Source organism: Candidatus Binataceae bacterium, assembly GCA_035308025.1.
GTDB lineage: Bacteria > Desulfobacterota > Binatia > Binatales > Binataceae > JAJPHI01.
Map to the genome: position 1 here is coordinate 61,134 of DATGHL010000038.1, position 24,183 is coordinate 85,316.

The window sequence follows — 24,183 nt, forward strand, 5'->3', positions numbered from 1 at the left end:
GGTGGAAGAAGCCCTCGCCGCCAGCGTCAAAGCCCGCGATGGCGCGGCGGGTCGGCTGTTCGAGGCGATGCGCTATAGCCTGCTGGCGGGCGGCAAACGCCTGCGTCCGATCCTCACGCTGGCGGCCTGCGAAGCGGTGGGTGGCAGGCCCGAACAGGCGATGAACTTCGCCTGCGCGATTGAAATGATCCACACCTACTCCCTGATTCACGACGACCTGCCCTGCATGGATGACGACGACCTGCGCCGCGGCCGCCCGACGAATCACAAGGTTTATGGCGAGGCGATCGCGACGCTGGCGGGCGACGGACTGCTGACCGACGCGTTCAAAGTCGTCGCCGACGGCAACGGCGCGCCACCGGCGACAATCGTCGCGGCGATCGCCGAGCTGGCGGAGGCGGCCGGCTCGGCGGGCATGGTCGGCGGCCAGGTGATTGACCTGTTGGGCGAAGGCCAGACGCTGAGTTTGCAAGACCTCGAGGTTTTGCACGGTAAAAAGACCGGAGCGCTCTTCACTGCCGCGGTCTGTGGCGGTGCCCGCTTCGGCGGCGCCAGCGCCGCGCAACTGACGGCTTTGCGCGAATATGCCCGCGCCCTCGGGCTGGCCTTTCAGGTTGCCGACGATCTGCTCGACGTCGAAGCCTCGTCCGCAGATATCGGCAAACGCACGGGCAAGGATGAGGCGCGCGGCAAGGCCACCTACCCATCGCTGATCGGAGTCGATCGCTCACGCGAGTTCGCGCGCGAGCTGGCGCGGCGGGCCGACGCCGCCCTCGCCGGCTTTGGCGACAAGGCTGAGGCGCTGCGGGCGATCGCGGCCTTCGCCGTGGAGCGCAAGCTGTGAGCGTCGCGCAATCCCTCGCTGCGGACCGGGTATCCGGCACTGACGGGCGGGCGCATTGCCGTCAGGCCGTGCTGGTCGAGCCGCGGCGGTTGGAATTGCGGGAAGTTGTCCCGCCGCATCCGGGGCCCGGCGAAATTCTACTCGAAATCAAGTGCGCCTTGAGCTGCGGCACCGATCTAAAGGCGTTCCGCCGCGGCCATCCGATGTGGCCGATGCCCGCGCCGTTCGGCCATGAATTCTCAGGCGAGGTCGCCGAGGTCGGGGCCGGCGTCAGTAATTTTCGCGTGGGTGACGCGCTGATGGCGGCGCCGACCGCGCCCTGCGGCGATTGCTTCTTTTGTCTGCGCGGGCAGGAAAATCTCTGTCCCCAGGCGATGACAAAGATGGTGCTCGGCGGCTATGCCGACTACCTGCTGATCGGCGCACATGTGATCGCGCGCAACGCCTTTCACAAACCGCCGACACTCTCGTTCGAGGAGGCGGCTTTGCTCGAACCGCTGTCCTGCGTGATCCACGCGCAGGAAATGGCGCGTCCGGAAAAATCCGAGAGCGTCGTGATCGTGGGCGCCGGCGCGTTCGGACTCCTGCACGCGATGGTCCTTAAGGCGCGCGGCGTGCGCGAGGTCGTGGTGGCCGGCCGCGGCAAGCAGCGGCTGGCGTGGGCCGCGGGGATGGGCGCTGATCGCGTGATCGACGTGCAGGCGACTGAGGCCGAGGCCGCGATTGCGGAACTCAACGGCGGCTATGGTCCCGACCTGGTGATCGAGTGCACCGGGCAGGTGGCGGGATGGGCCGACGCCTTCGCGCGCGTGCGCTCCGGCGGCCGCGTGGTCTTTTTCGGCGGCTGCCCGGTGGGCACCGCTTTGAGCGTCGATACGCGGCGGATGCATTACGACAATCTGACGCTGCTCGCGCCGTTCCACTTCCGGCCGCGCGACGTGCGCCGCGCCTTCGAGCTTTTGGGCGAAGGGCGCCGCGGCACGGCGCGGCTGGGCTTTGAACGGCTGATTACGGCGCGGCGGCCGCTGGCGGAGCTCGCGGAGGTCTTCGATCTGCTCGAGCGCGGCGCGGCGCTGAAGTGCGCGGTAATTCCATAAGCAGGCGGGCGAAGTTTGAGGGTAGAGGAGTTGGGGGAGGGAGGTAATCATGGATCAAACTTCATATGGAGCGGGCGGCAATGCGCATGATTCGCACGTCGCGGCGCGCGACGAGTTCAGCGCCAAGGTCAATCACACGATCGAACGCGCGCAACAGTCCCTGATCAAGGAACAGCATCGCGAGGGCTACTGGCAGGCACCGCTCGAGGCGAATGCGGAAATGAACGCGGAATACATCATCTTCAATCGCTTCATGGAGCTTGCGCCCGATGCGGAGTTGGAGAAAAAACTCAAGCAAGGGCTCTTCGAAACGCAGCAGCCCGACGGCTCGTGGGCGCTCTTTCCGGGTGGCGCGGGTGATCTTTCGACCACGATCGAAGCCTACTTCGCGCTCAAGCTGAGCGGGATGCGCGCCGGCGACGAGCCGATGATGAATTCGCGGCGCTGGATTATGAGCCAGGGCGGAATCGCGAACGCGGGCACGCTCGCGCGGTTTTACCTGGCGATGATGAACCAGGTTGCGTGGGACGCGACGCCCGCGCTGCCGGTCGAGATAACCCTGCTGCCGCACTGGTTTCCGCTGAACATGTACGAGCTGTCATCGTGGGCGCGCGGCACGCTGTTCGCCCTGATGCTGTTGCAGGCGCGCAAGCCCGTAGTGCCGGTGGACTGGCGCGAGGGCGCGCTCGAACTCTATATTCAGCCGCCGCATTTCACGAAATTCCAGATGCGGCCGGGCGCGCGAATGCTCTCGTTGCGCAACGTGCTGAGCGGCGCCGACAAGCTGCTGCGCCTGTACGACAAGCATCATCTCAGTCGGCTGCGTACCAGCGCGATCGCCTATGCGGAAAACTGGCTGCTCGAGCATCAGGATGCCGACGGCTCGTGGGGCGGAATCGAGCCGTGTTATCTGCTGAGTCCGATGGCCTTGAAAGGGCTCGGCTATCGCAACGACCATCCGGTGATGGTCAAGGCGCTGGCGGCGGCGCGTGAACTGGTCTGGGACCGGGGTGATTCGATTCTTTACCAGCCCTGCGTTTCACCCAACTGGGACACCGCGCTGGCGGCGAAGGCGCTGCTCGATTCGGGGCTTCCCGCCGGCTCGTCGGCGATTACTGCGAGTGCGCAATGGCTGATCGATCATCAGATTTTCAAAAAGGGCGACTGGTCGGTGAAGCGCCCGAATCTCGAACCCGGCGGCTGGGCCTTTCAGTTCCATAACGACTGGTTTCCCGATGTCGACGATTCCGCAGTGATCCTGATGGTGCTGGCGGAGGCGGAAAGCGGCGACGCGGCGGCGCGCGAGAAAGCAATTCGACTCGGCGCCAACTGGGTGATGGGCATGCAGTCGAAGGACGGCGGCTTTGCCGCCTTCGACGTTGACAACGATTCAAACTGGCTCAACGAAGCTCCCTTCGCCGACGCCGAGGCCGCGACGGATCCAACCTGCGCGGACTTGACCGGACGGGTGCTCGAGATGATGGCTGCCGTGGGCTATCGCACCGATCATCCGGTCGCGCGCCGCGCGATCGCGTGGTTGAAGCGCGACCAAAAACCCGACGGCTCGTGGTGGGGCCGCTGGGGCGTAAGCTATATCTATGGCACCTTTTCAGCGCTGTCCGGGCTGCGCACGATCGGCGTTGACGTGAACGAACCCTGGATCAAGCGCGCCGCAACCTGGCTCAAGTCGGTGCAGAATGCGGACGGCGGCTGGGGCGAGACCTGTCTCGCCGATCGCGACCCTGCGCTCAAGGGCAAGGGCGCGAGCACCCCCTCGCAGACCGCGTGGGCGCTGATCGGCCTGATTGCCGCCGAGGAGGAAATCAGCGAAAGTGTAATGCGTGGGGTGGCGTGGCTGGTCGAGCACCAGAATGGCGACGGGCGCTGGATCGATACTGAGTTCACCGGCACCGGCTTTCCCAATCACTTCTACCTGAGATACCACATGTATGCGCACTACTTTCCGCTGATGGCGCTTGGGCGTTATCGCCGGCGGGTGGCGGAGCGCGCCACCCATTAGGGCGGACCAGGCTGCGCCATGAAAGCAATCTCAATTCTCGGCTCGACTGGTTCGGTCGGGGTCACCACGCTTGATGTAGTCAGCCGTTTCCCGGAGCGTTTTCGCGTCGTCGCGATGGCGGCCGGGCGCAATCTCGAACGCCTCGCGGAGCAGATTCGCCGCTTTCGACCGGAGTTGGTCGCCGTCGAATCTCCCGAGCTGGCGACTAGCCTCGCCGAGCGGATTCGCCCGCTGACGCCAACAATCATGCACGGCAGCGCAGGCGCGATCGCCGTCGCCACGCATCGGGAGGCCGAGCTGGTGATGTCGGCGCTGGTCGGGGCGCTCGGCCTGCGGCCGACGCTCGCGGCGATCCGCGCGGGCAAGGATATCGCGTTCGCCAACAAAGAGGTGCTGGTGATCGCGGGCGAGTTGATCACGCGCGCCGTACGCGAGCACAAAGTGCGGCTCTTGCCGGTCGATAGCGAGCATAACGCGATCTTTCAGTGCCTCGAAGGCAAGCCGCGCGCCGCGCTGAAACGGCTCATCCTGACGGCCTCGGGCGGACCTTTTCGCACCTGGCCGGCCGAGCGTTTCCATTCGATCACGATCAAGGACGCGCTCAATCATCCGACCTGGCGCATGGGCGACAAGATCACGATCGACTCGGCGACCCTGATGAACAAGGGGCTCGAGGTGATCGAGGCGCGCTGGCTATTCGAGGTCGAGGCGGCGCAGGTCAGCGTCGTGATTCATCCGCAGAGCGTGATCCATTCGATGGCCGAGATGATCGACGGCTCGGTAATCGCGCAGATGGCGGTGCCCGATATGGCGATTCCGGTGGCCTTCGCGCTCGCCTATCCGGAGCGGCTGCCGTTGAATCATCTCAAGACTTTGTCGCTCGTCGAATGCGGTTCGCTGAGCTTCGAGGCGCCCGACACCTCGCGCTTCCCCTGCTTGCGCCTCGCCTATGACGCGCTGGCCGCGGGCGGCACGATGCCCGCGTGTCTCAACGCCGCGAACGAGGAGCTGGTCGCGGCATTTCTCGCCGGCCGCTTGAGCTTCATCGATATTCCGCGCCAGCTCGAAGCGATCATGCTGCGCCACGACAATCGCCCGGCCGAGACGCTGGAGGATCTTCTAGAAATCGACGGCTGGGCGCGGATGGCGGCGCGCGAGCTTATCACCGCCGCAGCAGCCTAGTGCAGCGTCCGGCGTTGAGCGCGGCGTTGCGCGACGCGGGTGGCGCCATCGAATCCACTGCGATGGCGCCTGCGGCACCTCCCGAAGTGAGCGCCGCGAATCTCGCGGAGGCCTATGGCTACTGCACCCGGCTCGCGCGCTCGCACTACGAGAACTTCACAATAGCGTCGTGGCTGATGCCGCGTGCGATGCGCCCGCATATGCACTCGATCTATGCCTACGCGCGCATCGCAGACGACTTTGCCGACGAGTTGGCCGACAAAGCGCAGAGTCTGGGTAAGCTGGACGAATGGGAGCGCGAACTCGACCTCGCCTATGCGGGCGCGCCGCGCCATCCGGTGATGATCGCGCTGGCCGACACGGCGCGGCGCTTCGCGATCCCGCGCGAACCGTTCGCCGACCTGCTGCGGGCGTTTCGCAGCGATGTGAATTTTTCCGGCTTCGAAACGATCGATGATCTGCTCGAATACGCGTGCTATTCTGCGAATCCGGTCGGACGAATCGTGCTCTACCTGTTCGGCTATCGCGACGCCGAGCGTCAGGAATTATCGGATCTGGTCTGCAGCGGGTTGCAACTGGCGAACTTCTGGCAGGACGTCGCGATCGATCTGACGAAGGGCCGCATCTACTTTCCGCGGTGCGATCTTGAACGCTTCAACGTCACGCCCGCAGACCTTCGTGCAGGCCTGATGTCGCCGGCGTTCGTCGCGCTGATGCAGCATGAGATCGAATTCGCCCGCGACCGGCTGATGCGCGGCGCGCAGTTGTCTCGGCTGGTTGATCGACGGCTGCGGCGCGACATCCTGATGTTCGCGGGCGGCGGACTCGCGATCCTGCGCGCGATCGAGCGCGCCGGCTACGACGTCTTCACGCGGCGGCCCAAGCTCACAAAAATCGATTATCTGCGGCTGGGTTGCAACGCGCTCAGCGGACGGCTGGCCGGCTGAGGACGCGCTGTGGCTGAAGCCGCTCAGGAACGGGCTCTGGAAGCCGACTATGCGCGCTGTGCGGAAGTCACGCGCCGGTCCTCGTCAAACTTTTATTACGCCTTCATGCTGCTGCCCGCGGAGCGCCGCCGCGCCCTCTATGCGGTATATGCGTTCTGCCGCTTCGTCGATGACATCGCCGACGACGACGCCGTCGCGACGCCGGCATTGCTGCTCGAACGCTGGCGCAAGGAGCTCGATCGGGTTTATGCGGGCGCCGTCGAGCGGCCGGTCTCGCGCGCGCTGGCCGCGAATGTTCATCGCTTCAAGATCCCGCAGCTTTATTTCAAGGAAGTAATCGACGGCGTCGAGATGGACCTCACGCGCAAGCGCTACGCGACCTTCGAGGAATTGCGCCTCTACTGCCGTCGCGTCGCGTCGGCCGTCGGACTTATCTGTATCGAGATTTTCGGCTATCGGAATCCGGCCACGCGTGTCTACGCCGAACGGCTGGGACTCGCCTTCCAATTGACCAATATCATTCGCGACGTGCATGAAGACGCCGCGCGCGAGCGTATCTACCTGCCGCAGGAAGACCTCCAACGTTTCGGCGTGCGCGAAGAGGAAATCCTGAAGTCGGCATACACCCCCGCCTTTAACCGCTTGATGGCGTTCGAGGCCGAGCGCGCCCGCGCCTTCTATCGCGAGGCGGGCGCGGCGCTGGCCGCCGAGGATCGTCCCGCGATGATCGCCGCGGAGGGGATGCGCCTGATCTACTCGGCGCTGCTCGAACGGATCGTGAAGTCCGGCTATCGCGTCTTCGACCGCCGCCTCAGCGTCTCGACGCCGCGCAAACTTTACCTGGTCGGCCGCGCCTGGGCGGGCACGCGCTTCCCGCGGGCGAGCTGAGCCCTTGGCGGTCGAACCCAAAGACGTCGCGATTATCGGCGGCGGCTTCGCCGGCTTGAGCGCCGGCGTGGCGCTGGCGGAGCGCGGGTTTCGTGTGGCGCTGCTCGAGAGCAAGCCCGCGCTGGGCGGCCGCGCCTACTCGTTTACCGATCCCGACAGCGGTGATTTTGTCGATAATGGGCAGCACGTCCTGATGGGCTGCTATCATGAGACGCTGGCGTTGCTCGGCAAAATCGGCACGCGCGATCGACTGGTCGCGCAGCGCGATCTCGAAATCGAGATGCTCGCGGGCCCGGGTGATCGCGCGATACTCCGCACCGCGCGGCTGCCGGGGCCGTTTCACATGACCGGCGCGATCCTGCGCTATCGTCACCTCAGCCTGCGCGAACGCATAAAGGTCATGACGGCCGGCCTCCATCTGATGTATTTGCGGCGCTTTGCGCGCGATCGCCTGCGGCGCATGACGGTGGCCGAGTTCATGAATCTCACCAAACAGGGGGAGCGCGCGCGACGCAGTTTCTGGTATCCGCTCGCGATCGCGACGCTCAACGACGAGCCGGCGCTGGCGTCGGCGGCCCTGCTGGCTGAGGTCCTCAAGCGCGCCTTCTTCGCACGGCGGCTCGATTCATCCTTTCTCTACTCGACCGTCGGACTCAGCGAGCTTTACTGTGACGCCGCCCGCGACTTTATCGAACGGCGCGACGGCGTGGTGGTCTGCCGCGCGATCGTCGAGCGCTTCGCACTCGACGCTGAAGGCACGATCGCAACGCTGCACCTGCGCGACGGCAGCACCCTCGGCGCCGCCAACTTTATTGCCGCCGTCACCCCGGATCGGCTCCTGAAGCTGCTGCCCGAAGGCGCGGCGAAGGATCCCGCGTTCAGCGGCATTCCGGTGCTCAAGAGCTCGCCGATTATTTGCGTCCACCTCTGGCTCGATCGCGCCGTCACGCACTCCGCATTCGTCGGCTTTATCGGCACCGAGACGCAATGGCTGTTCAACAAGCGCCGGCTCTTCGACCGCCGCAACGACAATCATCCGGGCTATCTGAGCTTTGTCATCAGCGGGGCGCGGAATCTGCTCGAAAGCTCGAATGACGCGGTCCTCGAACTCGTGATGCGTGATCTGCGCGCGATGATTCCCGCGGCTCGTGAAGCGCAGGTCCTCAAGGCGCTGGTGCTCCGCGAGAAGCAGGCGACGATCTCCCCCGATCCGATCTCGGATGCCAACCGGCCGGCGGTGAAGACCTCGATCCCGAATCTTTTTCTGGCCGGTGACTGGATTCAGACCGGGCTGCCCGCCACGATCGAGAGCGCTGTGATGGCCGGCAACGCGGCGGCGCGAGCGGTGATTGCCCGGGTCGGCGCGAATACCGCCGCGGCTGCGTGATCCCGGATGACTGCGCGGATTGCACTGGTCACCGGCGCGAACGGCTTCGTGGGATGCCACGTCGCGCGCGCCCTGGCCGCTGACGGTGTCCAGGTGCGCGCCTTCATCCGGCGCGAGTCGGATCGGTGCGGGCTCGAAGGCGTCGAGTACGAGCCGGTCTATGGCGATCTGCGCGACGCCGGATCGCTCGCCGCGGCGGCGCGCGGATGCGACGAGATTTATCACGTCGCGGCCGACTATCGGCTGTGGGTGGTCGATGAGGCGCCGATGTACGCCGCCAATGTTGACGGCACCCGCAACGTGATCGCTGCCGCGCGCGCGGCCGGCGTGCGACGCCTGGTGCATACCAGCACCGTCGGCGCGCTCGGGCTGGGCGCCGATGGCATCGGTCGCGAAGATACGCCGGTCGGACTCGAAAACATGGTTGGCCCCTATAAGCGCTCGAAGTTTCTCGCCGAACTGGAAGCGCTGCGGGCGGCGCGCGAGGGCGTGCCGATCGTCATCGTGAATCCCTCGACGCCCATTGGTCCGTTCGATTACAAGCCGACGCCAACGGGCCGCATCATTGTGGATTTTCTCAATCGCCGTATGCCGGCCTATATGGAGACCGGCTTGAATCTCGCTTGCGTCGAGGACGTCGCGCGCGGCCATCTCCTGGCCGCCGAGCGCGGCCGGATCGGCGAAAAATATATTCTGGGCGGTGAGAACGTCACCCTGGCCGAGATGCTGAAGCGGCTGGCGCGACTTTCGGGACTGCGCGCGCCGCGCCTGAAAATTCCCTATGCCGTCGCCTGGAGCTTCGCGCTCGCGGCCGAGGCGGTCGCGCGAACGGTGACCCATCGCGCACCGCGCGCCAGCCTGACGGAAGTCCGCATGGCGCACAAAATAATGTTCTTCGATTCGACCAAGGCGCGCGCGGAACTCGGCTACACGACCACCCCGCTCGACGACGGCCTCGCGCGGGCGATCAGTTTTTTCCGGCGCACTGGGATGGCGCAGGCAGCCGCGGCGGAATGACATGGCTCTCCTGTTTTCGACTATCGCGCTGCGTCCCTACGTCTTCGTCTTTCTCGCGGCGTTTTTGTTCGTCGCGATCATCAACTTCGGCGTCTGGACTACGCTGCTGTTCACGCTCCTCACCTACTCCGTAGCCCTCCTGTGCGAATGGAGTTCCGTGCACAACGGCTTCCCCTTCGGTCTCTATCATTACGTCGAGGCGACGCGCGGCCGCGAAATCTGGGTCGCCGGCGTGCCCCTGTTTGATTCGCTCTCTTTCACCTTTCTCGGTTTCGCGAGCTATACCGTCGCGCTGATGCTGTGCGCGCCACTCGAGCGGGAGGGCTGCGATCTGCGGCTCCTTGATACCTGGAAAATCCGCCGCGCGCCGCGCGTCTGGCTGATGGCGGCGCTGTTCATGGTGATGGTCGATATGGTCGCCGATCCGCTGAGCGTGCGCGGCGCGCGCTGGTTCCTCGGCCGGATTTTCTGGTACGACCCGCCGGGGCCGCACTTCGGCGTGCCGATTAGCAACTACGTCGGTTGGTATTTCGTCGCCGCGATCAGTATCGCGATCTTTCAGGCGCTCGACGCTCGCCTGAACCGTAGCGGTGCGAAGCCGTTCGGCGCGTGGCCCGATTTCCCCTCGCGCGCGCTCCTCGGTCCCCTGCTCTACTTTGGTATCGTCGGTTTCGGCCTCACGATGCTGTTCACGATTGGCGCCGCGCCCGTGGCGTGGGCTGGAGTGTTCATCTATCTGCCGATGGCTGTGCTCACGCTTCACATCCTGACGCGGCCCGATTCTTACGGCGACGCCGCTGCGCGCGCGCGTCACCTGGAGGATTTTCCCTACGGCGCTCGACGGGACGTTCCCTCGCGCCTTGGCGAAGTCATGACCGGCGCCGCGCGGCGCACGCAATAAAAGCCAGCCTCAAGCGATGCCGCTCAGTCGCGATGGGCGGCGACCGCTTCGACCGCCTCGACCATCGCAGCGGTGGCGACGCGCAGATTCCGCAGGAGGCGGATCGAGGCGCCGATCATGCGCGGATTGCCGATCAATGCGCGTGTCGCTTTCAGCACGCGAACGCGGCCGTCGTCGTCGGCGAGCATCGCGCCTTCAAGGTTCTGGGCCGCGGTGTCCATGATCGTCCTGACGCAAATGAACGGCAGTCCGCGCCGCGTGGCTTCGTCGGCGATGACTGCGCTCTCCATATCAACCGCGATCGCGTCGAACGCGCCCTGCGCCCGAAGTTTGTCGGCCGCAGTCGCGATCGCGCGGCGCGACGTCAAAATCGTGCCGCGCATATGATCAATTCCGACTCGTCGCAGAGCGGTCGCCAGCTTTTCGACGAGCTCCGGCGCGACTTCGATTGTGTGGGCCGCCGCGAACTCCAGCTCGCGGCGCAGCGTCAGCCGCTCGCCAATCACCACGCCGCCGATTTTCAGATCGCCGTGCAGCGCCCCGGCTACTCCTGTCAGGATGACGGTGTCGATCCCGGCAATCGTTGCGAAGGCGCGCGCCGCGGTCTCCCGCGCCCGTCGGAGCCCGACGCCCGAGACCACGATCGTGGCCGCGCGCCCGCTGAGCTCACCTCGCGCGCCGCGCAAGCCCCCGTCCAGATTTACGGGATTGCGCAGCCGCGCCCGCAGCGGTCCGTACTCGCCTCCGAAGGCGCAGAAGATCAGAATCATCTTCGGCCCGTTTGCGCGTTGCGCGTAGCCGCTTGAGCGTTGTTCACGATGCAAGCAAAATTGCGCGAGTGGCCTGTCTAATCAAGCCGGGCATCGGCAGCGCTGCGGCCTCGTTCAATCCTGACGGCCGCGCCGCGCGCGCGGGCAAGGCCGTGATCATCACCGCCGACGACTTCGGCCTCTCGCGCGAAGTCAACGCGGGCGTGGTGCGAGCGCATCGCGAGGGTATCCTGACCGCGACCAGCCTGATAGTCGCCGGCGCCGCGCGCGATGAAGCCGCGGCGATCGCGCGCGCAACCCCGACGCTCGACGTTGGGCTGCATCTCGTGGTCTGCCGCGGTTTCGCGGTGACGGCGCCCGCCGATTTGGCGGGACTCGTGGACACGACAGGAGCGTTTGCCCAAAATCCAACACTGGCCGGGATGCGCTATTTTTTCAATCGGCGAATGCGCGCGATGCTCACCCGCGAAATTCGGGCGCAAATCGAGCTGCACTTGCAGCTCGTCGGTTATCTGAACCATCTCGACGGTCATCTGAACTTTCACGCTCATCCAGTGATCGTCAATATCCTGATGGAACTCGCCGCCGAGTATCGCATCCCGTGCATCCGGATCCCGCGTGAACCGGTCTTCACCACGCTCGCGCTCGCGCGCGATCACATGGCGCGGAAACTCGTCGAGGCGATCATTTTTCGCGCGCTGTCGCGAAGACTGCGCCGCCGGCTCGAGAGCTGCGCCATCCGCACCACCGACTGGCTCTTCGGACTCCATCAGAGCGGCCATCTTTCCGAGCGCTATCTCATCGGCATAATCCGGAGACTGCGGCCCGGTATCACGGAGATCTACTTTCATCCAGCAGAGGATATCGGCGCGACGCCCCCGCCCACCGAGGCGCAAGCTGAGGTGCGGATGCTTATCAGTGCTAAGGTCCGCGCCGCGCTCGATTCCGCCGGCGTGGCGCTGACGAGCTTTGCGGCATCGCGCTAGCGCAACGCGATCTTCGCGTGGTTAACTCGCGGGCGCTTTCCAACTAAAATGCAGTTACGCCGTTACAGAATTCAGCACGAGAGAAGGGGGCCCGATGTTTGATCAGGAAACCACGCTCAGCGCAGATAAAGCCCTCGAGCACCGTCTGCCGGCCACCGTCACGCCCGAGCGCTACGAACTCAGACTGACGCCTGACCTGGTGGCGTACACCTTTGCCGGCGAGGAAACGGTCGCAATCAAGGTGCACGCCGCGACCAGCGAAATCGTCCTCAACGCGCTCGAACTTACGCTCGACGAGGCCACAGTCGAGCGCGCGGGCAAGACCATACGCGCGATCCGGGTCGAACTCGAAGCCGAGCGCGAGCGCGCTCATCTGCACTTCGCTGAGACGCTTGAGTCCGGCGACTGGACACTGCGCGTCAAGTTCAACGGCATCCTCAACGACAAGCTCCACGGCTTTTATCGCAGTCAATACACCGACGCCGCAGGCAAAACCCATAAGCTCGCGACCACGCAGTTCGAGGCCACCGACGCGCGCCGCGCCTTCCCCTGCTGGGACGAACCCGCGCTCAAGGCAGTTTACAGCGTGACGCTGATTGTCGACGAAGGACTTTCGGCGCTGTCGAACGCGGGCATCGCGAGCGAGCGCGCGCTCGGCGGCGGCAAGAAGGAAGTCGTCTTCAAGGACACCATCAAGATGTCCACCTACCTGCTGGCCTTCATCGTCGGCGAGTTCGAGGCGACCGCACCGATTGACGCCGGCACGCCTTTGCGCGTCGTGCATGTGCCGGGCAAACGCGCGCTGACGCCGTGGGCCGCGCAAATCGGCGCATTCTCCCTGAAATTCTTCGCCGACTATTACGACATCCCGTATCCCGGCGACAAGCTCGATCTGATCGCGATCCCGGACTTTGCCGCCGGTGCGATGGAAAATCTGGGCGCCATCACCTTTCGCGAAACCGCCCTGCTGGCCGACGAGAAGACCGCGTCGCGCGCCGAGCTCGAACGCGTCGCCGACGTCGTCGCGCACGAAAACGCGCACATGTGGTTCGGCGATCTCGTCACGATGAAGTGGTGGAACGGCATCTGGCTGAACGAGGCCTTCGCCACCTTCATGGAGATGCTCGCCGTCGACGCGTGGAAACCGCACTGGAAACGCTGGGACAGTTTCGGCGTCTCGCGCGCCGCCGCGATGGCGATCGACGCGCTCAAGAGCACCCGCTCCATCGAGTACACCGTGCTCAGTCCCGAAGACTGCCGCTCAATGTTCGACATCCTGACCTACGAGAAGGGCGCCGCGGTGCTGCGGATGCTCGAGCAGTACCTGGGCGCAGAGCAGTTTCGCAAGGGCATCTCGCGGTATCTGAAGAGACACCAGTACGCCAATACCGAAACCGGCGACCTCTGGGACGCCTTGCAGGAGTCCTCGGGCCAGCCGGTGCGCTCGATGATGGATACGTGGATTTTCCAGCAGGGCTTTCCGGTGATCAGCGTCGCTGCAGCGCCCGATCAAAAATCGCTCCGCTTTATGCAGCGCCGCTTTTTCTATCTGCCGCCTGAATCAGCCGAAGCCCAACTCTGGCATGTTCCGCTGATCGTGCGCGTCCGCACCGATAAAGGCATCTCCACTCATCGCGTCCTGATGACTGGCGCGGAGGCGACGCTCGAGCTGCCGGGCAAAGTCGAATGGGCGCTGGTCAATGAGAACGGCAGCGGCTTCTTTCGCGTCCGTTATGCCGCCGACCTACTCCACGCGTTGACCATAAGCCGCGACCAGCTCCAGCCGATCGAGCGTTTCGGACTGGTCAGCGACACCTGGGCGGCGACCGTCGCGGGTCTCACCCCGCTCAGCGACTTTCTCGCGATGGCGCGGCTGTTCCGCGACGAAACCGATCTCAATGTCTGGCGCGCGTTGCTCGGCGCCTTCAACTATCTTGATATGATCGTGACGGACGCGCAGCGCGCGCAATTGGCCGACGCGGTGCGCACGATCTTCGGACCCGCCGCCGCGCGGCTCGGCTGGCAAGCGAGCTCCGGCGACGACGAACTGACCCGTCAGTTGCGCGGCAACCTGATGAGTATGCTCGGCACGCTCGGCAACGACCCGGCGATCCAAAGCAAGGCGGCCGAGCTTTACACGGAATGGGACCGCAATCCGGCGAGCGCCGATCGCGATTTGGTCCCGGCGTTGATTGCGATTCTCGCCCATTGCGGCGACGCCGCCCGTTACGCAGAGTTCAAGCAACACTTTAAGTCGGCCCGCACTCCGCAGGAAGAGCAGCGCTACCTCTTCTCGCTGGCCGGTTTCCCCGGAATCGAAGTGTTGCGGCAAACAATGGCGATGACCCTCAACGGCGAGGTGCGCACGCAGAACGCACCCTTCCTGATGCATTCGCTCCTCTACAATTCGACTTCGCGCTACGAAGCCTGGGAGTTTGTCCGCAGGAACTGGGACGCGATGATCGACAAGTACCCCGACAGCGCCCTGCCGCGGATGTGCGAGGCGATCGTGGGCCTGCTCGATCGCCAGGATGAGGTCAACGCCTTCTTTGAGCAGCACAAGGTTCGGCTCGGCGGCAAGATCATCGATCAGCATCTCGAACGGCTCGCAGTCGCTGTCGAATTCCGCCGCCGCGAAGGCGCCAAGCTCGAAGCCTCGCTGCGAGGTTAACCCGTATGATAAATCCTTTGTAACCCGGCCCAACGATCATGGCAGAATACCTTTTAAGGTACTGTCATGGAGCAAATCACAGATGGACATCACCCGGGACATTCAGGCGCTGACCACGTTTCGGAACCTTCCGCCGCGTTTCTTCAACAGCTTAAAAAAACGCAACGCCCGGTGGTGCTGACCGTCAATGATAAGGCCGCCGCCGTCGTGCAGGACGCGGAAGCCTATCAACGTTTGCTCGATCTCGCGGCCCAAGCCGACGCCAAAGAAGGCATCCGGCAGGGCCGCGAGGATGTGGCTAAAGGCCGTGTGATGCACGCGCGAGAAGCTCTGAAATCCTTCCGGCGCGAGCATGGCCTATCGCGTTGAGATGACGGGGCGCGCTCTGCGCGATCTGGCCCGCATCTATCTGCGTATCGAGGCCGCGACACAGCGGGTGCGGCGCGATGGTTCCACGGGACGAAACGGCCATCAACAGCCCAGAGCACCGCCCCAACCGAGCCCCGTCGCTCCTGAAGATCGCTCCCTACGACATTTGCTCTATGGCAGAAAGCCCAACGTCTATCGCATCATCTCGAGATTGAGGAAGACAGCTCGACAGTTTTTGTCCTGCACATCCGCCCGCCAGGACGCGACAAAATGCCGCAGCACTGATTTCCACGCCGCGCCAGCCCACGCTTTTAGAACCAGTTGGTGCCGCCGGGACTCTTCACATCCCTCTCCCTAATCAGTGAGAGGGCAAGCATCGGACGCGCAGCGCCGATGAATGCGTGTCGGTCGATACAAACGTCGCTCGCGCTTCGGACGCCATCCGTCATCCGCTATATTAACTCCCCAAGGCGTAGCTCGTGATCCTCATCCTCGATTTCGGCAGTCAGTACACGCAGCTCATCGCGCGGCGGGTGCGCGAAGCGCGCGTCTACTGCGAGATTCATCCCTACAATCTCGCGCCCGCCAAACTGTGCGCGATGCGCCCGCGCGGGATCATCCTGTCGGGCGGCCCGGCGAGTCTTTACGACTCCGGCGCCCCGGATATCAGCGACGAGGTGCTCGACGCCGGATGTCCCGTCCTCGGCATCTGCTACGGCATGTACGTCATCGCCGCTCATCTGGGAGCTCACAGCGCGGGTGCGCATTCGCGCGAGTACGGCCCGGCGACGTTGACGATCGACGAAGCCGATCCGCTGTTCGACGGCCTCACCGGTCATCAACATCAAGTCTGGATGAGTCACGGTGATCGCGTCGAGGCCCTGCCCCCTTCGGCCTGCGCGATCGCGCACAGCGCGAATTCGCCCTACGCCGCGATTCGCACGCTGGACGGCCGGATGCGCGGTATCCAGTTCCACCCCGAAGTCGTGCATACGCCCTCCGGCGCGCAGGTACTGAGCAATTTCGTCCGCGGCATCTGCGGCGAGCCCGGCGACTGGACGATGGCGAGCTTCGTCGAGAGCCAGTTGGCTGCGATCCACGCTCGCGTCGGTCCGCGCGATCAGGTTCTGATGGCGCTCTCGGGCGGGGTTGATTCCTCCGTCGCCGCCGCCCTGATTCATCGCGCGATCGGTGATCGCCTGAAATGCGTCTTCGTCGATACCGCACTGCTGCGCGCGGGCGAACGCGCGCGGATGGAAGAGACTTTCGCTCATCGCCTGGGACTCGCACTCAAAGTTGTCGACGCCTCCGCGCTGTTTCTCGAACGCCTCGCGGGCGTATTCGACCCGGAACAAAAACGCCGCATCATCGGCCATACGTTTATCGATGTTTTTGAGAAAGAGGCCGCGGCCTTGGTCGGCGCTCGTTACCTTGGTCAGGGCACCCTCTATCCCGACGTCATCGAATCAGTTTCCGCCAAGGGCCCGTCGGCGATGATCAAGAGTCATCACAACGTCGGCGGCTTGCCCGAACGGATGAAGCTCGAACTGCTCGAACCGCTGCGCGAGCTGTTCAAGGACGAAGTGCGCGGGGTCGGACGCGAGCTCGGCCTCGGCGCGGAGATCGTCGAACGCGAGCCCTTTCCCGGCCCGGGGCTCGCCGTCCGCATCGTCGGCGAGGTCACGCGCGAGCGCCTCGAACTGCTACGGCGCGCCGATCAAATCGTCATGGAAGAAGTCGCCGCAGCTCAGCTCGGCGTCGCGATTTGGCAAGCCTTCGCGGTGCTGCTGCCGCTCAAGACCGTCGGCGTGATGGGCGACGGCCGCAGCTACGAAAGCGTCATCGCGATCCGCGCGGTCGAGTCGCAGGACGGCATGACCGCCGATTGGGCGCGGCTCGATCCAGCTTTTCTGGCGCGCGTCTCCAACCGGATTACCAATGAAGTGCGCGGCGTCAACCGCGTCGTGTACGACATCACTTCGAAACCGCCCGCCACGATCGAGTGGGAGTAGCGCGGCCCTGTCATGACCGTTCGCACCCGTTACGCCCCAAGTCCCACCGGGGCATTGCATATCGGCAACGTCCGTTCGGGGCTCTTCGCCTATCTCTTCGCGCGCCACAATCACGGCGTCTTTATTCTGCGCATCGACGACACCGATGTAGAAAGGTCGACCGCCGAATCCCTCGACGAAATCCTCGAGAGCCTCCGCTGGCTCGGCGTTACGTGGGACGAGGGTCCGCCCGATTCGAAATATTTCCAGTCGAACCGTTTTGAACGTTATCGCGCGAGCGCTCTCCAAGTGTTGCGCGCCGGTAAGGCCTACCCCTGCTATTGTTCCGCCGCCGAGCTCGACGCGATGCGCCAGCAGGCCCAGCGCGAGCATCGCAAGCCGGGCTACGACGGCCGCTGTCGCGATCGCACGCCGCCCGCTGATCTCGCGAAGATTGAACTGCCCGACAAGTCGGCCGGCCGCAACTACACGATTCGCTTCCGTTCGCCGCGCGAGGGCGAAACCGTCGTCGACGATCTAATCAAGGGCCGCGCCGTCTTCGCCAACAGCGAGCTCGACGACCTGATTATCTTCCGCTCCGACGGCGTGCCGACCTACAACTTCGCGACTGTGCTCGACGATGCCGACTTTGGCATCACACACGTCGTGCGCGGCGACGACCATCTGCCGAATACCCCGCGCCAGATGCAGATTTTCTACGCCCTCGGCCTGACGCCGCCCGCGTATGCGCACCTCCCGATGGTGATGGGGGCCGACGGCCAAAAGCTCTCGAAGCGTCACGGCGCGACTTCCGTCTTTGCCTATCGCGACCTCGGCTATTTCCCCGAGGCGCTGCTCAATTACCTCGTCCGCCTCGGTTGGTCGCACGGCGATCAGGAAATCTTTTCACTGCAGGAGATGTTCGACTATTTCGACTTCGCCGAGTGTGGCAAGTCGGCCGGCATCTTCAACGCCGAGAAGCTGCTCTGGCTTAACTTTCATTACATGAAAGAACGCCCGCTCGAGCAGCTCGCGCGCGAAGTCCGCCCATTCATCGAGAAACGCGGATGGACCGTGCCCGGCGACGACGCCTGGCTCTGCAAAATGATCGCGACGCTGCGCGAACGCGCCAAGACTCTCGTCGAGCTGGTCGATTTCGCGGGCTTCTACCTCAACGACGCCATCACCATTGACCTGAAGGCCGCGGCGAAGTTCCTCAAGCCCGAGATGGCCGAGCCGCTGACAACGCTTGCGGCGGACCTCCACGCGCTCGGTGACGACTTTACGGAGCTTGCAATCCAGACCGTCTTTGAACGCGTGCTCGCGAAATACGAGCTCAAGCTCGGCCAGCTCGCCCAACCGGTGCGTGTCGCCCTGACTGGCGGTACTGTCAGTCCCGGAATTTATGAAGTGATCGCAGTCCTCGGCCGCTCCCGCACGGTCGCCCGCCTGCAGTCGGCATTATCCTTCTGAAGATCGCGTCAAAGGGTGAAACTTCACTTTGCACCGCCCACCCGCATAAGCTTGTTAGAACGTTTCACGCGAAAGCATCCAGCGCGACAACGGAGCGCGGACCTCGCAATCCACTGAAAAAAAGTGGGACAATCCCTCATGGATTTCGGTAACAATCTCGACGCTTTCGGCCCGCTGGCCGCGGCGCTGCGCGAGCTCGAAGTCACGATCGGCCCGGCGGCGCGACCGGTAATCGCCGAGGTGCGCGCCCGGCTCGTCGAGGCCACCGCACTGCGCGCGAACGGAGACCTGCCGGCCGCGCTCGATACGATCCGGCTGGCGATGGAACGTCTATCGGCGCTCGCCGGCCAACTCGATCCCTCCGAGGGCATCGTGATGAAACTGATCGCCGACCGCTTCACTGCGGCGCTGAACCTCGGCGACAAAGGCGCCGCCAAAGAGACCATCAACTTCATTCGCCATCGCGCCGGCGATCCGAAGGACGATCCCGACAGCGACTGGTAATTCGCCAACGCGACCTAACCATAATCAGACCCAACGAAGGGAGTGTTTATTGCTGTGGCAGCCGCACCTGAGATTAAGGGTTCGCTCGACCAACGCTGCATCAATTCGATTCGCGTGCTCGCGATCGACGCGGTGCAGAAGGCCAACTCCGGCCATCCGGGGATGCCGATGGGGATGGCGCCGGTGGCCTATCTGCTCTTCACCCGCTTCATGCGCCACAACCCGAAGAATCCGCATTGGTACGGGCGCGACCGCTTCGTACTCTCGGCCGGCCACGGCTCGATGCTGCTCTATGCCTCGCTCTATCTGACCGGCTACGATCTTACGCTCGACGATATTCAACACTTTCGGCAGCTTGGCAGCCGGACCCCGGGCCATCCCGAAAGTCACCTCACCCCCGGCGTCGAAACCACGACCGGCCCGCTCGGCCAGGGCTTTGCCAACGGGGTCGGGATGGCGATCGCGGCCAAACACCTCGAAGCCCGCTTCGAGCGCGGCGGCTCGGGCCTGTTCGACCATCGCATCTTCTGCATCTGCGGCGACGGCGACATGATGGAAGGCATCACGAGCGAGGCGGGCTCGCTCGCCGGACATCTCGGTCTCGGCAACCTCGTCTACCTCTACGACGATAACCACGTCACGATCGACGGTCACACCGACCTGGCTTTTTCCGAGGACGTCGTCCGGCGCTTCGACGCCTACGGCTGGCATACGCAGGCGGTCGAGGACGCCAACGATCTCGACGCGCTTTCGCGCGCCCTCACCAATGCGATCGCCGAGAAGGATCGGCCGTCGTTCATCCGGGTGCACAGCCATATCGGTTACGGCAGCCCGAATCGCCAGGATACTTCGAAGGCCCATGGCCAGGCGCTCGGCGTCGAGGAGGTCAAGCTCACCAAGCAATTCTATGGTTGGCCGGTCGAGCCCGCGTTCTACGTTCCGGAAGAGGCGCTCGCGGAGTTTCGGCGAGCGGTTCCGCGCGGCGGGGAGCTTGAGCAGCGCTGGAGCCGCGACTTCGCCGGCTATGCGAAGGAACATCCTGACGACGCGAAGGAGTTCAACGCGGCGCTCGCCGGCGAGTTGCCCGCCGGATGGGATCAGGACCTGCCGGTCTTTACCCCCAAGGACGCGCTGGCGACGCGCGAATCAGGGTCGCGCGCCGAGCTGGCGATCGCTGGTCGCGTGCCCGCCCTCTTCGGCGGTTCGGCGGATCTTAACGAATCAACCTTCACAGACATTAAGGAAGGCGGCGATTTCGAGCGCCACAACTACGGCGGCCGCAATCTCCATTTCGGCATCCGCGAGCACGCGATGGGCGCGATTCTCAACGGCATCGCCTTGCACGGCGGCCTCATTCCCTACGGCTCGAGCTTCATGGTTTTCACCGACTACTGCCGTCCCGCGATTCGGCTCGCGGCGCTGATGGGCCTGCAGGTGGTTTTCGTCTTTACCCACGACTCGATTGGCGTGGGCGAGGACGGTCCGACTCATCAGCCAGTCGAGCAGCTCAGCAGTCTCCGCGCAATTCCGGGCCTGACGGTGATTCGGCCGGCTGACGCCAACGAAGCGGTCGAGGCCTGGCGCGTCACGATGACGCATAAGACGGGTCCGCTGATGCTCGCGCTGTCGCGGCAGAAACTACCGACTGTTGATCGGACCGTGATGGCGCCCGCAGCGGGACTCGCGCGCGGCGCTTACGTGCTGACCGAGACCGCCGGCAAGAGCCCGGCGATTATTCTGATCGCGACCGGCTCCGAAGTGCAGCTCGCCGTCGCCGCCAAGCCTGAACTGGAAAAACGCGGCCATGCAGTACGGGTCGTCAGCATGCCGAGCTGCGAGCTCTTTGCGCAGCAGGATCAGGCGTATCGCGATTCCGTCCTGCCGCCCTCGGTGACCCGCCGACTCGCGATCGAAGCGGGCGCGCCGATGTCATGGTATCAGTGGGTCGGACTCGACGGCGGCATCGTCGGGATGACCACCTTCGGCGCTTCCGGTCCGGGACCGGAGGTCATGAAGCATTTCGGCTTCACCCCGGAAAATGTCATCGCCCACGCCCTGAATGTGTTGGAAGGATAACCTGTCTAAGGTAGTGTTCAGAACGGAAGGCGCCCGGATGCAAGAATCCGGGATTCTTCGCTGCGCTCAGAATGACGAAAGTGGCAGACCCCGCCCGCGTATAGATCAACTGCGCAGGAACTCGCGGACCGTCTTGACGAATTCGTCGGGCTGCTCGTACATCGGCATGTGCCCGGCCGCCTTCATCGTCACGGCCCGCGCGTTTCTGATCCGGCTGGTGAACTCGTTCGCGTAGATCGGCGGAATCAGGCGATCGGATTCGCCCATCATCACCAGCGTCGGCGCGGCGATCCGCCAAGCGCGTCGCTTGAGTCCGCGATCCGGAATCGGCCAGAGGAACTTGCTCGCCTGCGTAAAGCGCTTGACGCGCTCGACATACATCGCTTCGAGCAGCTTCATGTCGGTGGGAACCGCCGTGAACATCTGCGCCATCGCGGAATTTGGATCATGGAACAGATGAGCCGCCAGCTCAGGCAACTCCATTGCGAAAACGTCGGGAATCGGATGCTCGTCGAGCCAGAAGCCGGCCGGCGTCACCAGTACGAGCTTCTTGACGCGATGAACGTCGAGCGCGGCGAACTCCGCCGCCAGCATCCCGCCCATCGAATGACCGACGACGTGCGCGCTCGCGACGCCCATCTCGTCGAGCAACTGATGGTACATCAGGATGACGTCGAAAAGGTCGTCGATATGCTCGACGCCGGTCGATTCTCCATAGCCCGGCAGATGGGGCGCGATCACCTTGAAATGATGACCGAGCGCATCGAGGAAGGGATCGGCCCCGAGCAATCCGCCTGCGCCGTGGAGGTACAGGAGCGGCTCACCGGTGCCGATGAGTTGCAGCTCGATAGTGAAGCGTCCGTTGGCGATGCGCCGTAGTTCCTTCATTTCGCGACACTCCCCGGATGCGCATGGCCGTTGGCCGCATGAGCCGTCGTTCCGTTCGAGCCATCGCGATTGAAGTCGAGCGGCGCGGGCATCGCGCGCTCACTTTCCGGCAGCGGTCGCGGCGACCACTTGTCCTCCCAGTCGCTCCACAGATCGCGCATCTGCGGCATCACTTCGCGCGCGAAGAGCTCGGTGTTCTTGCGCACCAGCTCGGGCGGCATCGAGCCGATCTGCTGGAGAATCATCAGATGGCCGCAGTTGAGGCTCTTCATCGCCTCGCGCAGGCGGTCGCGCACGGTGGCCGGTGAGCCCGCGATGATATAGCCCTGATCGACGAAGTCCTTCCACGTGAGGCCCTCGCGGCGCAGCCCGGCCGCCCCGCCGACCTGCGCGAGAAAGCCCGCGCGAATCGTGCTCTCGGTGCGATAGCCCGGGGCGTCGGCGAAGCCCTGATAGACGTGCAGGCAGCGATTGTAGAAATAATCCATGTGCGGCGCGTAGTCGCGCTCGGCCTGCTCGTCGGTCTCGGCGACCGCGACCACCTGCGCAAAGCCCATGCTGTAGGGATTGAGCGGCTTGTTCTTTTTCGCCATCACGTTCCAGTAACCATCGGCGACCTTCTTGCCCGCGATATAACCGAAGTACGACAGAAAGCTGTACTGATAACCGAACTCGGCGCAGAAATCCCAGGTCTCGACCGAGCCGCCGCCCGGCACCCAGATCGGCGGATGGGGTTGCTGGAGCGGCTTCGGCCACAAATTGACGTAGCGCAACTTGGAGAACTTGCCGTTGAAGGCGAAGACGTCCGGCTCCGTCCAGGCGCGAATGATGAGATCGTGGGCTTCGCGGTACTTCTCGCGCAGCGTTGCCGGCACTTCGCCATAGCAGAAGTTGGTATCCATCGAGGTCCCGACCGGAAAGCCGGCGACCAGGCGGCCGCCGCTGATCACGTCGAGCATCGCGAACTCCTCGGCGACGCGCACCGGCGGATTGTAAAGCGCGATCGAGTTGCCCAGCACGACCAGATTCGCATGGCGCGTCCGGCGCGCCATCGCGGCGCCCATGATGTTGGGCGAGGGCATGAGGCCGTAGGCGTTTTGATGATGTTCGTTGACGCCGAGGCCGTCGAAGCCCATCTGATCGGCAAATTCGAGCTGATCGAGGTAGTCGTTATAGAGCCGATGGCCGAGCTTGGGATCGTAGAGATCGCGGGGGATGTCGACCCAGACGCTGCGATACTTGTCCTTGAAGTTCTCCGGCAGGAAGCGGTAGGGCATCAGATGGAACCAGGTGAATTTCATAGGGAGTCTCCGGGAGAACTGACGGCAGCCGTGAAGGAAAGTTATCGCAGATGTTGGCATAACACTAGCGGAACGAAGTGGAGCGAGCAGGCGAGCTTTGACCAAGGCCGCGGCTCGCGGACTCGCCTGCCTCCTGGAGCTGCGTCAGCATTCTTGATTCTTAATCTGCGCGCTGAAATGAGAACGGCCGGCCGCAGTCCGCCGATTTGCTGTGCGCTCGCAGCACCATGCATCCGAAGTTTCGCCGATTACGGGGTTACCGAGAACACCGTGCCTTGGCCAAACGCGCCGCCCACCGAGGTCGTCCCGTAGAGTACTCCGTTCGCGTCAGCGACCAGGTTACTTCCCGGAAAGCCCATGACGCCATCGTCTGCGCTGCGGCTGAAGGAGTGAAGTATGGTCTCGCTCCAAGCCCCGCCCGCGATGGCTGGCGGGGCCAAGGCAAACACCGTGCCGCAGCCGGTATCGCAGGCCGGAAAGGTTAGTAACCCGCCCCCTCCAGTCGTGCCATAGAGCGTGCCATTCGCCGCGACAAGCAGGCCCTGAGGGTAAGCGCCATCGTTGCTGTCGCCTTCGCTGCCGGCGAAAGAGTGGAGGACGGTCTCGGTCCAAGTCCCGCCGATGGTGACTGGCGGCGTTAGGGCGAACACCGTGCCACATCCGTAGCCTCCGAAGGCGCAGGTCGCCGAGCCTCCCGCGATGGTCGTTTCATAGAGGGTCCCATTCTTGCCTACCAAGAAACTCAGGCGGCTTTGCGAATTTCGACCTCGTAGCCGAGTTCTTTGATGCGACGCGCGAGACGTTGCGCGGTCCGCTCCTTATCCATGCGGGCGAAGTAGAGCGACCCGAGATCGCGATACGCCACCTGATC

General features: G+C 64.2%; 20 protein-coding genes. 16 read left to right on the forward strand and 4 right to left on the reverse strand.

What is annotated here, in order from left to right:
- The first annotated feature begins 1 nt into the window (after position 1).
- Genes VKS22_11530 through VKS22_11570 form a run of 9 tightly spaced genes read left to right on the forward strand, consistent with a single transcriptional unit; the run spans position 2 to position 10,283 of the window.
- On the forward strand, positions 2-844 hold the full coding sequence (locus tag VKS22_11530) for a farnesyl diphosphate synthase (protein ID HLW71239.1): 843 nt from the start codon (positions 2-4) through the stop codon (positions 842-844).
- Complete coding sequence (locus VKS22_11535) at positions 841-1,941, forward strand: alcohol dehydrogenase catalytic domain-containing protein (GenBank protein ID HLW71240.1); 1,101 nt, start codon at positions 841-843, stop codon at positions 1,939-1,941. Before VKS22_11530 ends, VKS22_11535 begins: the two co-directional genes overlap by 4 nt.
- Before the next feature lie 49 nt (positions 1,942-1,990).
- Entirely contained in the window at positions 1,991-3,961 is a 1,971-nt protein-coding gene (shc, locus tag VKS22_11540; protein HLW71241.1) for a squalene--hopene cyclase, read from the forward strand.
- 18 nt (positions 3,962-3,979) lie between these two features.
- On the forward strand, positions 3,980-5,143 hold the full coding sequence (locus VKS22_11545) for a 1-deoxy-D-xylulose-5-phosphate reductoisomerase (GenBank protein HLW71242.1): 1,164 nt from the start codon (positions 3,980-3,982) through the stop codon (positions 5,141-5,143).
- A complete protein-coding gene (gene hpnC, locus VKS22_11550) occupies positions 5,143-6,090 on the forward strand; it encodes a squalene synthase HpnC (GenBank protein HLW71243.1) in 948 nt (315 codons plus the stop codon). The genes VKS22_11545 and hpnC overlap by 1 nt, the downstream gene beginning before the upstream one ends.
- A gap of 9 nt (positions 6,091-6,099) precedes the next feature.
- Positions 6,100-6,978: a presqualene diphosphate synthase HpnD gene (gene hpnD / locus VKS22_11555; protein HLW71244.1), complete on the forward strand. Its 879-nt coding sequence runs from the start codon at positions 6,100-6,102 to the stop codon at positions 6,976-6,978.
- Positions 6,979-6,982: 4 nt separating this feature from the next.
- Complete coding sequence (gene hpnE, locus VKS22_11560; GenBank protein HLW71245.1) at positions 6,983-8,365, forward strand: hydroxysqualene dehydroxylase HpnE; 1,383 nt, start codon at positions 6,983-6,985, stop codon at positions 8,363-8,365.
- A gap of 6 nt (positions 8,366-8,371) precedes the next feature.
- The gene (gene hpnA, locus VKS22_11565) at positions 8,372-9,382 is read left to right on the forward strand and encodes a hopanoid-associated sugar epimerase (GenBank protein HLW71246.1); all 1,011 of its coding nucleotides are present in this window, start codon (positions 8,372-8,374) and stop codon (positions 9,380-9,382) included.
- A gap of 1 nt (position 9,383) precedes the next feature.
- On the forward strand, positions 9,384-10,283 hold the full coding sequence (locus VKS22_11570; protein HLW71247.1) for a carotenoid biosynthesis protein: 900 nt from the start codon (positions 9,384-9,386) through the stop codon (positions 10,281-10,283).
- Positions 10,284-10,306: 23 nt separating this feature from the next.
- Here the strand turns inward: VKS22_11570 and VKS22_11575 are convergent, their stop codons facing one another.
- Entirely contained in the window at positions 10,307-11,053 is a 747-nt protein-coding gene (locus tag VKS22_11575; GenBank protein HLW71248.1) for a hypothetical protein, read from the reverse strand.
- Between the two features lie 68 nt (positions 11,054-11,121).
- On the opposite strand from VKS22_11575, the gene hpnK reads away from it, so the two are divergent.
- The 7 genes from hpnK to tkt all read left to right on the forward strand — a co-directional run bounded on the left by hpnK (position 11,122) and on the right by tkt (position 21,123).
- Entirely contained in the window at positions 11,122-12,039 is a 918-nt protein-coding gene (gene hpnK, locus VKS22_11580; GenBank protein ID HLW71249.1) for a hopanoid biosynthesis-associated protein HpnK, read from the forward strand.
- A 94-nt stretch (positions 12,040-12,133) separates the two neighbouring features.
- Positions 12,134-14,710, forward strand: coding sequence for a M1 family metallopeptidase (locus VKS22_11585; GenBank protein HLW71250.1), 2,577 nt, complete (start codon positions 12,134-12,136; stop codon positions 14,708-14,710).
- A 66-nt stretch (positions 14,711-14,776) separates the two neighbouring features.
- Positions 14,777-15,079, forward strand: a complete 303-nt coding sequence (locus VKS22_11590; protein ID HLW71251.1) for a hypothetical protein — start codon at positions 14,777-14,779, stop codon at positions 15,077-15,079.
- A 479-nt stretch (positions 15,080-15,558) separates the two neighbouring features.
- Entirely contained in the window at positions 15,559-17,091 is a 1,533-nt protein-coding gene (guaA, locus tag VKS22_11595) for a glutamine-hydrolyzing GMP synthase (protein HLW71252.1), read from the forward strand.
- Positions 17,092-17,103: 12 nt separating this feature from the next.
- A complete protein-coding gene (gene gltX / locus VKS22_11600; GenBank protein HLW71253.1) occupies positions 17,104-18,543 on the forward strand; it encodes a glutamate--tRNA ligase in 1,440 nt (479 codons plus the stop codon).
- Between the two features lie 123 nt (positions 18,544-18,666).
- On the forward strand, positions 18,667-19,047 hold the full coding sequence (locus VKS22_11605; GenBank protein ID HLW71254.1) for a hypothetical protein: 381 nt from the start codon (positions 18,667-18,669) through the stop codon (positions 19,045-19,047).
- 54 nt (positions 19,048-19,101) lie between these two features.
- On the forward strand, positions 19,102-21,123 hold the full coding sequence (gene tkt / locus VKS22_11610; GenBank protein ID HLW71255.1) for a transketolase: 2,022 nt from the start codon (positions 19,102-19,104) through the stop codon (positions 21,121-21,123).
- A gap of 105 nt (positions 21,124-21,228) precedes the next feature.
- On the opposite strand, the gene VKS22_11615 is transcribed toward tkt, so the two are convergent.
- The 3 genes from VKS22_11615 to VKS22_11625 form a co-directional block, all read right to left on the reverse strand.
- Positions 21,229-22,011 (reverse strand): alpha/beta fold hydrolase, encoded by a 783-nt coding sequence (locus VKS22_11615; protein ID HLW71256.1) that lies wholly within the window; start codon positions 22,009-22,011, stop codon positions 21,229-21,231.
- Positions 22,008-23,312 carry an LLM class flavin-dependent oxidoreductase gene (locus tag VKS22_11620; protein ID HLW71257.1) on the reverse strand — a complete coding sequence of 435 codons (1,305 nt, stop codon included), beginning with the start codon at positions 23,310-23,312 and terminating at the stop codon, positions 22,008-22,010. The genes VKS22_11615 and VKS22_11620 overlap by 4 nt, the downstream gene beginning before the upstream one ends.
- Before the next feature lie 248 nt (positions 23,313-23,560).
- Positions 23,561-23,962: a choice-of-anchor tandem repeat GloVer-containing protein gene (locus VKS22_11625; protein HLW71258.1), complete on the reverse strand. Its 402-nt coding sequence runs from the start codon at positions 23,960-23,962 to the stop codon at positions 23,561-23,563.
- Positions 23,963-24,183: the final 221 nt, after the last annotated feature.

Coding starts and splice junctions, on each gene's coding strand:
- VKS22_11545 (HLW71242.1), top strand. CDS start 3,980: ATGAAAGCAATCTCAATTCTCGGCTCGACTGGTTCGGTCGGGGTCACC.
- VKS22_11590 (HLW71251.1), top strand. CDS start 14,777: ATGGAGCAAATCACAGATGGACATCACCCGGGACATTCAGGCGCTGAC.
- VKS22_11570 (HLW71247.1), top strand. CDS start 9,384: ATGGCTCTCCTGTTTTCGACTATCGCGCTGCGTCCCTACGTCTTCGTC.
- shc (HLW71241.1), top strand. CDS start 1,991: ATGGATCAAACTTCATATGGAGCGGGCGGCAATGCGCATGATTCGCAC.
- VKS22_11585 (HLW71250.1), top strand. CDS start 12,134: ATGTTTGATCAGGAAACCACGCTCAGCGCAGATAAAGCCCTCGAGCAC.
- VKS22_11620 (HLW71257.1), bottom strand. CDS start 23,312: ATGAAATTCACCTGGTTCCATCTGATGCCCTACCGCTTCCTGCCGGAG.
- hpnA (HLW71246.1), top strand. CDS start 8,372: ATGACTGCGCGGATTGCACTGGTCACCGGCGCGAACGGCTTCGTGGGA.
- gltX (HLW71253.1), top strand. CDS start 17,104: ATGACCGTTCGCACCCGTTACGCCCCAAGTCCCACCGGGGCATTGCAT.
- VKS22_11615 (HLW71256.1), bottom strand. CDS start 22,011: ATGAAGGAACTACGGCGCATCGCCAACGGACGCTTCACTATCGAGCTG.
- VKS22_11575 (HLW71248.1), bottom strand. CDS start 11,053: ATGATTCTGATCTTCTGCGCCTTCGGAGGCGAGTACGGACCGCTGCGG.